The sequence below is a fragment of the Proteus vulgaris genome (assembly GCF_016239305.1).
In the GTDB taxonomy this organism is placed as follows: domain Bacteria; phylum Pseudomonadota; class Gammaproteobacteria; order Enterobacterales; family Enterobacteriaceae; genus Proteus; species Proteus vulgaris_C.
Genome location: NZ_JAEHOQ010000001.1, coordinates 186930 through 198874, shown reverse-complemented (window position 1 = coordinate 198874; position 11945 = coordinate 186930). Strand labels below are relative to the sequence as shown.

Annotated in this window: 10 protein-coding genes; 9 read left to right on the top strand and 1 reads right to left on the bottom strand. The window is 39.2% G+C overall.

Going from position 1 to position 11945, the window contains the following annotated elements:
* Window positions 1-45 precede the first annotated feature (45 nt).
* The 9 genes from JEP40_RS00910 to yjiA all read left to right on the top strand — a co-directional run bounded on the left by JEP40_RS00910 (window position 46) and on the right by yjiA (window position 10399).
* Window positions 46-375 (top strand): YbaB/EbfC family nucleoid-associated protein, encoded by a 330-nt coding sequence (locus JEP40_RS00910; protein ID WP_036932854.1) that lies wholly within the window; start codon window positions 46-48, stop codon window positions 373-375.
* Window positions 375-980, top strand: coding sequence for a recombination mediator RecR (gene recR, locus JEP40_RS00905; protein ID WP_072069364.1), 606 nt, complete (start codon window positions 375-377; stop codon window positions 978-980). Before JEP40_RS00910 ends, recR begins: the two co-directional genes overlap by 1 nt.
* A gap of 243 nt (window positions 981-1223) precedes the next feature.
* Window positions 1224-1892 (top strand): vWA domain-containing protein, encoded by a 669-nt coding sequence (locus tag JEP40_RS00900; protein WP_227336451.1) that lies wholly within the window; start codon window positions 1224-1226, stop codon window positions 1890-1892.
* A complete protein-coding gene (locus JEP40_RS00895; protein ID WP_198622049.1) occupies window positions 1892-2647 on the top strand; it encodes a PP2C family serine/threonine-protein phosphatase in 756 nt (251 codons plus the stop codon). The genes JEP40_RS00900 and JEP40_RS00895 overlap by 1 nt, the downstream gene beginning before the upstream one ends.
* On the top strand, window positions 2641-4116 hold the full coding sequence (locus JEP40_RS00890) for a DNA-binding protein (protein ID WP_198622048.1): 1476 nt from the start codon (window positions 2641-2643) through the stop codon (window positions 4114-4116). The genes JEP40_RS00895 and JEP40_RS00890 overlap by 7 nt, the downstream gene beginning before the upstream one ends.
* 15 nt (window positions 4117-4131) lie before the next feature.
* On the top strand, window positions 4132-6642 hold the full coding sequence (locus tag JEP40_RS00885; protein ID WP_198622047.1) for an energy transducer TonB family protein: 2511 nt from the start codon (window positions 4132-4134) through the stop codon (window positions 6640-6642).
* A gap of 336 nt (window positions 6643-6978) precedes the next feature.
* Complete coding sequence (locus JEP40_RS00880; protein ID WP_198622046.1) at window positions 6979-9129, top strand: carbon starvation CstA family protein; 2151 nt, start codon at window positions 6979-6981, stop codon at window positions 9127-9129.
* Between the two features lie 60 nt (window positions 9130-9189).
* The gene (locus tag JEP40_RS00875; RefSeq protein WP_004245057.1) at window positions 9190-9396 is read left to right on the top strand and encodes a YbdD/YjiX family protein; all 207 of its coding nucleotides are present in this window, start codon (window positions 9190-9192) and stop codon (window positions 9394-9396) included.
* A gap of 22 nt (window positions 9397-9418) precedes the next feature.
* The gene (gene yjiA, locus JEP40_RS00870; RefSeq protein WP_198622045.1) at window positions 9419-10399 is read left to right on the top strand and encodes a GTPase; all 981 of its coding nucleotides are present in this window, start codon (window positions 9419-9421) and stop codon (window positions 10397-10399) included.
* 183 nt (window positions 10400-10582) lie between these two features.
* On the opposite strand, the gene JEP40_RS00865 is transcribed toward yjiA, so the two are convergent.
* On the bottom strand, window positions 10583-11905 hold the full coding sequence (locus JEP40_RS00865) for a serine dehydratase subunit alpha family protein (protein WP_198622044.1): 1323 nt from the start codon (window positions 11903-11905) through the stop codon (window positions 10583-10585).
* Window positions 11906-11945 lie beyond the last annotated feature (40 nt).

Here is an 11945-nt window from a genome sequence, read left to right as displayed (position 1 = left end):
TATTGTATGACTTCATACTGTGTGGCTTTACAAAGAGAGACAATTATGTTCGGAAAAGGTGGTTTGGGCAATCTGATGAAGCAAGCCCAACAAATGCAAGACAAAATGCAACAAATGCAAGAAGAGATCGCAAACTTAGAAGTGACCGGTGAATCTGGTGCTGGCTTAGTCAAGATCACTATCAATGGTGCTCATAATTGCCGTCGTGTTGAAATCGATCCTAGTCTGTTAGAAGATGACAAAGAGATGTTAGAAGATCTGATTGCTGCCGCCTTTAATGATGCTGCGCGTCGTATTGATGAAACGCAAAAAGAGAAAATGGCCTCTGTTTCTAATGGTATGCAATTACCACCAGGCTTTAAGATGCCATTCTAATGCAAACTAGCCCACTTCTTGAATCATTAATGGAAGCGTTGCGTTGTTTACCCGGTGTAGGGCCTAAATCAGCGCAACGAATGGCTTTCCAACTGCTTCAGCGTGATAGAAGCGGTGGTATGCGACTTGCACAAGCGTTAACGCGTGCAATGTCTGAAATCGGTCATTGCTGTGATTGTCGTACTTTTACTGAAGAAGAACGTTGCACCATCTGTGCCAATGCTCGTCGTCAGCAAAATGGACAAATTTGTGTTGTGGAAAGTCCTGCAGATATTCATGCTATCGAGCAGACAGGGCAGTTTGCGGGTCGATACTTTGTTTTAATGGGGCATTTATCCCCTTTAGATGGTATCGGACCTATGGATATAGGTTTAGATAGACTTGAAGAGCGTTTGAGTCAGGAAACAATTTCAGAAGTTATCTTGGCCACAAACCCGACCGTGGAAGGTGAAGCGACAGCCAACTACATTGCTGAGATCTGCGCTCAGTATGATATTACAGCAAGCCGAATTGCTCACGGGGTTCCTGTGGGGGGCGAGCTTGAAATGGTTGATGGTACAACGCTTTCACACTCTATTGCTGGACGCCAAAAAATCCATTATTAATAAAATAAATATTTTATTTAAAAAGCACCTTTTACTTAATGTAATAAGGTGCTTTTTTCATTTAATATTATGAAAAATAGCGCAATTCTAATTTAAAATAATATTTTTAAATCCTAAAACCTACTTTTTTTAAGAAATATCTCTATCTTCAATTTATCGTTTTTTTCTTTCTGATGAATTTTGCATCTTTATGTTACATTAATCATTATCATGAAAAATAATAACCGAATGATGGAGCATCTTATGATCCCTGATGTAGCCTTAGTTGATAATAGTGAACAACGTACTCCTTTGATCTTAGTGTTAGATAGCTCCGGCAGTATGTATGGTCAGCCGATTCAACAATTAAATGAAGGCCTTAAGCTACTTGAACAAGAGCTAAAAAATGATGTAATTGCCGCAAAACGTGTGCGTATTTTAGTGATTGAATATGGTGGATATGACCAATGCACTGTGCATGGTGATTGGAAAGATGCTATGGATTTTACGGCTCCTGTTTTAGAAGCAAATGGCACAACCCCGATGGGACAAGCTATAACGCTGGCGCTTGAAGAAATAGAAGCAGAAAAACAGCGTTTTAAACAAGCCGGTGTTGCTTATACTCGTCCTTGGCTATTTTTAATGTCTGATGGTGTGCCAACCGATCAGTGGGAACAAGCTGCACAGCTTTGTCGTCAAGCAGAAGAAAGCCAAAAAACAGCAGTATTTCCTATTATGGTTGATGGAGCATCAGCAGAAGTGATGGGAAGTTTTAGCCGTAATGGTGTTAATGGTGTGAAAATGCTTAAAGGGCTACAATTTAAAGAATTATTCTTATGGTTAAGTGCCAGTATGCAAGTGGTTTCTCAATCAACGCCGGGAGGCACTGCACAATTACCTTCAACAGATTCTTGGGCGAGTGTACCTGTTTGATGAACGATTGGTTAGCTTATGGGGCATCGGTGACAGGGATTGCCCATCAGGAACGTCAAATTCCTTGTCAGGATGCTTATTTTATTCGTCGTAAAGGTGAGTATCTTATCGCGGCTGTTTGTGATGGTGCTGGCTCCTCTCGTTATAGTGAGCAAGGTGCTCAACTTGTGGCGAGGCTATTTACGCTACGTATCACAGAGTGGCCAAACATTGATTTGTTAACTGAAAAACAGATAACACAAGGCGCAAAACAACTTATCGAAGATATTCGCCTCCAACTGGCTGAATATGCAGAAATAAAGCAGTGTGCACTTAATGAATATGCATCTACACTGGTTGCATGTTGGATTGGTGATGACAGTGGCTATTTATTCCATTTGGGTGACGGTATTGCAGTGGTGGAATATTGTGATGGTACCCGTTATGTATCACAGCCTGAAAATGGAGAATATGCCAATCAAACGTGGTTTGTGACGTCAGAAAGTTGGGAAGCTCATTTACGTGTTATTCCTCTAAGTAAGCCGATAAAACAAGTTATTTTGATGTCTGATGGTGTACAGCCTTTTGCCATGAATAAAGCGTGTGATGCCCTTTATGAGCCGTTTATCACTCCAGTGATCCGTTATTTAAAAACAGTATCTGAGGACAGTGGAAGTGAAGCACTCGCGGGAACATTGGCAGATCCTCGTACACATTCAATTACGGGTGATGATAAAACCTTAGTGATTTGTATCAGGGATGAAGAGTTGTGGTAAAAGCGAGAAAAAAAGGGATAGCGATATCTGGGATAACACAACTGCAAGATGAAAATGGTAAGATTTATCAGATTGGTGATTTGATAAAAAGCGGAGGCGCAGGAAGTGTTAGTCACATTAATAATGCCCCCTTCCAAGTATCAAAAGTTTACCATGATAAAATTGATAAAGCCTATTATCTGAAAAAAATTACCGCAATGCAGAAACTAGAGCCCGCATTAAAGCCCGTTTCTGTCAATGATACCCCAATAATTCAACTCGCATGGCCTCAAGCACGTTTATACAATAGCCAAAAGGAATTTGTTGGCTTTGTGATGCCTGAACTCGATGTGAAAAACACCATAGAGTTAGAATATATTCTTCAAGAGCGTCAAGCTAAAGCCCATAACTTACCCACTGGAATGGGTGCTAAAGTTAGCCTTGCTTATAATCTTTGTTCATTAATCGATGCATTGCATCAACAAGGACATCGTATTATTGATATGAAGCCATTAAACCTACGGTTTTATAAATCAAGTTTGTATATGTCTCTGCTTGATTGTGATGGTTTTAGTATTCAAGGAGAAAACATACGCTATCCCGCAGGACAATTTACTGTTGAATATTTAGCTCCCGAATTTCAAGCAAAACAAACTATTCCACAAGATCAAGAAGAGCAACAAGACCGATTTGCCTTAGCTGTTATTATTTTTCAACTACTTAATTTTGGTATCCATCCTTTTAGCGGTCGACCTAAAAACGACACGGTTCCTACGGATATTCCAAGACGTATTGCTGGTCGTTTTTATGGTTATGGCGTAAAGGCGCATAATTTAATTACCCCAAATGTTGCTAGTGGACATAAACAATTACCCAACAAGCTGAGAACATTATTTGATAAAGCTTTTTCAGGAAATCCAACATTAAGACCCAGTGCGAAAACATGGGCTACGGCACTGTATGAATACGCACAACCTGAAAAGCAACAAATGTTGGTATGTCAGAAAGATAAAAACCACCAATATTTTGCGGGTAAAGCCTGTGCAGCATGTGCAAGGCAAACCCAACTACAGCAAGTGGCTATTACTCAAAAGCAAAGTCAAACACAACGAGAGCAAATACGCCAAAATAGCGTCAAAAATGCCAATATTAGACATACACCTACACATACAGTTTCAGCTAAACCCATACAGCCACCCGCTATTTTTATCGCGTTAAAACAAGCAATAAGTAAAGTTCCAGCTGTTATTTTTCACACCGCTATTGCCATCATAGCGCCGATTATTTTCGGATTACTGTTGATGTATTTTATTCCGCAAGGAACAAGTGGTGATTTAGGCTTTACTTGGATTTCTGACTTAATAAAAGCGAATTATATTGAGCAGCTACTAATAACAATGCTAAGCGTAATTTTTTTAATGATGATAGCCATTATTATACTCATCATTTTTATTCTCCCTTCATTACGTATTTTGAAAAGAAAACCTTAATGAGAGGGAATTCATATGAATAAAACAATTAAACCGATCCTAATTATTATTGGGATCGCCACACTCTTATTTCCTTTTTGGTTACCTGCGTTATTAGTTTCAATCATTAGTACTATCGACAGCATTAGTATCAAGATCCTTCCCTCATCAGTTCGTTTCGATGAGCGTAATTTCTTATTGGGATTATGGTTAGGCTCTCTCATTATGACAATTGTCATGTTATTACAATCGTGGCGCGCTAAAAATATCTTCTATTTTTTTGGGAGTGGTGCTGTTCTTCTAATGACTTTTAGTCTTTCATTTTCAATGATCCCTCATAGTGAATTAGAAGATCGTCGCCGCTTTGTTTTACAAAATATAGAACAATCGCAGTGGAGTGATTTTCGTTATAGCGTGATTAATGCTGAAGATAACATCATTAAAACAATCGTTGTTAATCAACCTAAAACGTTGGGGTATCTTAAAGAGCTTGAAAAGAAACGCACCGAATTACCGGGGCTTGTTTATTTAACGGATGATGTAACTTCCGCAATGCAAGCTAAAGAGACGTATCTGGCTCATGCAAAAGGAACACCAGAACAAAAAGAGGCAATTAAAACGCTCTCTTTTTATGGTGACTGGTTACTGAATCAACCCGAAATTATTACTGCTCAAGCATTATCATCGCTTCTTACAAGTAGTAATGAAAAATTAGAGCAATCAGGTATTAACGCTATTACTACTGCACCATTAGCCCCTGAAGCATGGCAAACATTAGCATTAACCTACATTGCTCATACACCACCCAATATACAGATAGAAAAAGCAATGGCCGCGTTAATGGTTGCTGATACGCTAAAATATGACAAATTGGGGCGCCATAATCCTTCATTACAACCACTTATTGAAAAAGCAATTTCTGAATTGACAGAAAACCAACGTCAGATTTATCAAATCCTTCAAGCTCGGGTGATAGAAGATCGTTTATATCGACAAAAAAATGCAGTTCCTGAAGAGATCGCTACATTGGCAGGAAAAGTACTGCCTGTTACTCATGCAATAGCGAATAACAGTGAGACTTATGTCGAATGGAAATCAATGATGAATGATAGGGAATATCCGGGGATAGTGCTTGTTGATTCACCAAATAAAATACAGAACTGGACGGAAATTCATTACCCATCTGTTGGGCAATATATTCCTATTGCAGAAACTGTTTTATCCGTTGATGTTGATCCTCAAGGACGCGTTTTAGGTCTTTGGGTACAAAAAGGTAGTGGATATAATGTATTTGATACCAAAGCATTAAGTGATGCTCGTGGTTGGCGTTTTATGCCAACAAAAGAGGGTTATCATCAGCGTGTTACCGTTCGTTTTCAAAGCACACGTCTTGGCTGGAATGACTATGCTATTAAGCAACAACCTATGTTAATCACACTGGCAAAAGCTTATGCAAGGCAAGACATTAACGGTATTGCAAGTACTGAAAAGGAGTTCATAAATTTACAAAAGCAAGCACCAGAAAAAGAGTCGAGTAAATCATCATCGCATTCTACCTATGAACCCTATTCATCTATTTATTCAAAACGCGCACAACAACAGCAAGAAGAACGAGCGGTATTACAAAATATTTTAAAAGAGCTCCAAACATTATCTAATGGAAAAAATAACCACGAAAGTTGGGATAATAGTCTACGTTTCTTAAACGAAAAATTGGCACTTCATCAAGATAATGAAGATGTTGTAAGAATGGTCGCCCGTTTTGAATTGCAATATTACAATGTGGGAACAAATAATTTATCTCAATCTCCTGATATTTATCCACAACATGAAGAGTATTGGCAAAACTTGTTATCACAAGCACGTCACCATTTTGGGCAAGCTATTGCACTAAATCCAAATCGCGAAGATGTTTGGTTAGGTTGGGGGATAACCTGGCTAGATGAAGATCCTGAAATTGCAGCAGGCGCATTTGCGAAAGCAACACAGCAAAAATCACAAGAAAGTATTAGTTCTATCATGCAAATGTTGGAAATGAGAATGGTGATAAATACCCTTGAAGGTGCTCGTTTAGAACGTTACCAAACTTTGAGAGCAAGAATGGATATGCGCTATCTACCTGAAGGTATTGAAGTTAAGCCTTCGGATGATTATCTCAGTGATGACTTAACGCAAATTCAATTGGCTCAACGTGCGATACCTGCATCAGATCCGAATAGCAAAGTGGTCCGCTCACTTTTAAATACAGACAAAACAGAGCAATCAAACTGTACCTTTAGTGTTGATTTTGCATCGGCAAATATCAAAGGTAGTACTCAACTATTACCGAAAGTAAATGCCTCAAATACGGCACCTAAAACGGGCGATATGATTTTACAGCTTGATGTTGATCCTCAAGGTGTTCCTACTGTGGTGATGCTAAAAACCAGTAGTGGTGATATGAATATTGATAATGCAGTGATTGATGTTGCTTATCAGTGGCGGTTTAATGGCTCACCATCTCGAAAAGGTAATGTACTTTTGATATCTGTTCAATTTAGTCAATAATCTTACTTTGTTTGAATAATGTTATTAAAAAACGCCTTTTTTGTTGATATTGAGGCGTTTTTTTATTCTTTTCTTATCCTCTAACTTATTGAAAGACATAAAATTGTTATCTTGATCACAAAAAAAACGCCTTTTGAAAACAGTAAAACCACTTAACTGAGAAAACAGACCGCTTAATTCGGTATACAACCGCTAAGCGATTTAATCACACTATTCCTGTGTCAAAATTCTTATTATGTAGCTGCGGGCAGTTATCTCTCATATTCGCTCAAATCATTCTTTGCTGTCCCGCATTACTCTTTGGCTGTTCGGTCTTGCCTGAAAAAAAGGTGTCTCATGAACAAAAATGCATTTTTAAAGCACGTACCTTGGGTGATCCTCGGGATTATCGGTGCTTTTTGTCTTTCAGTGGTTGCACTTCGTCGTGGTGAACACGTTAGTGCGCTATGGATAGTTGTCGCTTCTGTTGCCGTCTACTTGGTTGCTTATCGTTATTACAGTTTGTATATCGCTCAAAAAGTGATGAAGCTTGACCCAACGAGAGCGACACCTTCTGTTATTAACAATGACGGTTTGAACTATGTTCCGACCAACCGTTATGTCTTATTTGGTCATCACTTTGCAGCTATCGCTGGTGCAGGTCCTTTAGTCGGTCCTGTTCTTGCTGCTCAAATGGGGTATTTACCCGGTACACTTTGGCTATTAGCAGGGGTTGTGTTAGCGGGTGCGGTACAAGACTTTATGGTGTTGTTTATTTCTACACGCCGTAATGGTAACTCACTTGGTGAGATGATAAAGAAAGAGATGGGGCCAATTCCGGGTACTATCGCTTTATTCGGCTGTTTCCTTATCATGATCATCATTCTTGCTGTACTTGCACTTATCGTTGTTAAAGCATTAGCTGAAAGCCCATGGGGTGTGTTCACTGTTTGTTCAACAGTACCAATTGCCCTGTTTATGGGGATTTACATGCGCTATATCCGCCCAGGTCGTGTGGGTGAAGTGTCAGTTATTGGTATTGTCTTACTAATTGCGGCGATTTGGTTTGGTGGTGTTATTGCTCACGACCCATACTGGGGCCCAGCGTTAACCTTTAAAGATACAACAATTACCTTTGGCCTTATTGGTTATGCTTTTGTGTCTGCATTATTACCAGTATGGTTAATTCTTGCTCCACGCGATTATTTAGCAACTTTCCTGAAAATTGGTGTTATCGTTGGTTTAGCTGTGGGTATTGTGATTTTAAACCCTGAACTGAAAATGCCAGCGGTTACTCAATACATCGATGGTACTGGGCCATTATGGAAAGGGGCTTTATTCCCATTCTTATTTATCACAATCGCTTGTGGTGCCGTTTCTGGTTTCCATGCCCTAATTGCTTCAGGTACAACACCTAAGCTTATCGCAAATGAAATGGATGCTCGTTTTATTGGTTATGGTGCAATGTTAATGGAATCATTCGTTGCGATCATGGCATTAGTCGCTGCATCTATCATTGAACCAGGTCTGTATTTTGCAATGAATACCCCACCAGCAGGCTTAGGCATTACGATGCCGAACCTACATGAATTAGGTGGTGAAAATACAGCTGTTATCATGGGGCAGTTAAAAGAAGTTACCGTACATGCAGCTGCAACAGTCAGTTCATGGGGCTTTGTTATCTCTCCAGAAGAAATCTTACAAACAGCGAAAGATATTGGTGAACCTTCTGTATTAAACCGTGCTGGTGGTGCGCCTACCTTAGCGGTTGGTATCGCGATGGTATTCCATAAAATTATTCCTGCTGCGGATATGGGCTTCTGGTATCACTTTGGGATCTTGTTCGAAGCGCTCTTTATTTTAACCGCGTTAGACGCAGGTACACGTTCTGGTCGCTTCATGCTTCAAGACTTATTAGGTAACTTTATTCCTTACTTGAAGAAAACAAATTCGTTCATTCCAGGTGTTATTGGTACAGCGGGTTGTGTCGGCTTATGGGGATATCTGTTATATCAAGGAGTTGTTGACCCATTAGGCGGAGTTAAGAGCTTATGGCCATTATTTGGTATCTCAAACCAAATGTTAGCAGCTGTTGCACTGGTATTAGGTACGGTTATCTTAATTAAGATGAAACGCACTAAATATATTTGGGTAACTGTTGTTCCAGCGGTGTGGCTATTAATTTGTACAACATGGGCATTAGGTCTGAAACTTCTTAGTGATGATCCACAAATGGAAGGTTTCTTCTACTTAGCAAATGAATACAAAGCGAAGATCTTAGCAGGTGGTGCCGATTTAACTGCGGCAGAGATTACTAATATGAATCATATTGTAATTAATAACTACACCAATGCGGGCTTAAGTATTCTATTCTTAGTGGTTGTTTACAGCATCATTTTCTACGGCTTCCGTACTGCAATGAAAGCGCGTAAAAACCCAGAAGAAACAGCACAAGAAACACCGTATGTTCCTATGCCAAAAGACGTTAAAGTGTCCTCAGGTCACTAATCTTAGGTAAATAGTTTAACCCCGTACTGGTTTAGCTGGTACGGGGTTTAGGAGAAACTTATGTTTGGCAATTTAGGACAAGCTGGAAAATATCTAGGACAAGCCGCTCGTATGCTGATAGGTATTCCTGATTATGATAACTATGTACAGCACATGAAAGATAACCATCCTGATAAACCAGTAATGACCTATAACGAGTTTTTCCGTGAACGTCAGGAAGCCCGTTATGGTGGTGGTGATGGTAAAGGCGGTTTTCGCTGTTGCTAATAATCTGTAAAGGAGACACATAATGGAACCTATTGCAGTGACGATATTGACTGGTTTTTTAGGATCAGGAAAAACAACGCTTTTGCGTCATATGCTTAATGAAAAGCATGGTTATAAAATCGCTGTTATTGAAAATGAATTTGGTGAAGTGCCTATTGATGATGAAATCATTGGTGATAGAGCCACTCAAATTAAAACACTTACCAACGGTTGTATTTGTTGTAGTAAATCTAATGAGTTAGAAGACACATTATTAGACTTATGTGACAGTCTTGATCGTGGTGAAATTAAGTTTGATAGATTAGTTATTGAATGTACTGGTATGGCTGATCCAGGCCCAATTAGCCAAACATTTTTTTCTCATGAAGTGATCTGTCAACGCTATTTGTTAGATGGGATTATTACTCTTGTTGATAATATTCATGCTCAGCAACAACTGGATCAATTTACTATTGCACAATCTCAGATTGGTTATGCTGATCGCATCTTATTAACAAAAACTGATGTTGCACCGGCATCACCTGAATTAATGGCACGATTAAGACGCATTAATGCGAGAGCCCCTGTTAATACCGTTATTCATGGACAAATTGATTTAGGTTTATTGTTTAATGTAAAAGGTTTTATGTTGAATGATAACCTTGAAGTAAAACAGCCTATTTTCCGTTTTCAGCCTGAAAAACAAGATGATATCCATTCTATTGTACTGAAATTTGATTATCCCGTTGAGTTACAAAAAGTCTCTGATGTAATGGAAAAATTATTATTAAGCTTTGCTGATAATCTTTTACGTTATAAAGGGATATTAAATATTAAAGATCAACCTAATCGCTTGTTATTCCAAGGTGTACAACGTCTTTATAGTGCTGATTGGGATAGAGCATGGCATGAAGATGAAGTCCGCGAAAGCACATTGGTCTTTATTGGTATTCAATTACCAGAAGATGAGATAAGAGCCAATTTTGATGCATTAAACCCAAGTACGCAAGAAAATGCACATTAACCCAATACCCTGTAGTGAGTGTTAGAAAGTAGTACGAAGTAAGTAGTAGAAGTAACCGTAGTATAGCCGTAAATAGTAGTAACGAATATTGATAAGCTCCTGACTTGAGGAGGATCCTGTTCCTAGGATCTTATATTTCACCCCATAATAACTATTATGGGGTGCTTTTTTTAATCGCTGAAATTAGCCATTAGCAACGGCTTTATATTCCATGATCTCAATAATTTGGATATCGGTATGCTGCATTGCTCGGCTCGCTAATGCACATAAGTTTTCAATCGTTGAGTCAACATCATGCGCTACAATACCGTCATTACCTGTCACAAATGTATTATCAAGAGCCATTAATACCGCTTTATAAGCAGCACTTGCACCGGTTGAAACTTTCATAGCACAGCTATTTGAAGCACCATCACAAATCACACCACTAATATCACCAATCATGCTACTAATCGCCATTGCCATGGATTCATAGCGTTCATCCATTAGCCATGCAATTGCACCTGCAGCACCCATTGATGCGGTAGTTGCTGCACATAATGCAGATAGAGCAGGGAATTTATGGTGAATATAGATGGCTAGTAAATGGGAGAGCATTAATGCTCTAGCCATTTTCTCTTCGTCGACTTGCAAGTATTCGGCGACAACGACCACAGGCATGGTGGCAGCAATGCCTTGGTTACCTGAGCCAGAATTACTCATTGCAGGTAAAACAGCGCCACCCATACGAGCATCAGACGCCGCAGAAGTCCGGATCATGATCTCTGATAATAGATCTTTTGCTAATAGGCCTCGTTGCTGCTGACGTTGTAAAGTTTGTCCAATATGTAAACCATAACTATTGTTCAAACCTTCTTTTGATAGCGCATCATTTAAATGTGCTGATTCAAGAATAAAAGAAATTTCGTCTACTGGAACTTGCGTGACAAATTGATAAATTTCTTGAGTATTCGTTTGGGTCAGTGTTTCTTTTATTTCGCAAGGTGATGCAGATTGTTCTGCGCCATCACAAGTGTTATCAAGAACAACATTATCATTATGAATGATTTTAACGATATTGGTGTGATTGCCAGCAATAATGACAGTTGCACTATTTTCACCGTCCTCAACAGTGACTTCGCTATAAAGTACTTCTTGGCACGCTTTTTTAATAGACACAGTAACAATACCAGAAGCTAACAGCGCTTTGCTTTGTTCTACATGTTCTGGTGTGGCATTTTTTAATACCTCTAAACCCGCTTTACTATCACCGCCGACAGCACCTAAGCTAGCAGCGATAGATAGTCCCACCATTCCGGTTCCTGGTACGGTAACGCCCATACCATTTTTCATTAAATTCGGGGAAACTTCAGCACTAATCCGAGTGATCGCGTGTTTAAGATAACTTGCAGCAGTAGCAGCCGCTAATGCAAGTGAGATAGGCTCTGTACAACCTAAAGCGGGTTTGACTTGTTGTTTTACTGCCGCTATCAATATTTTCCAACGAGAAGATAATTGTTCTTTCATTGTATGCACCCAATAAACAGTATGAAAATTCAATAGGTTA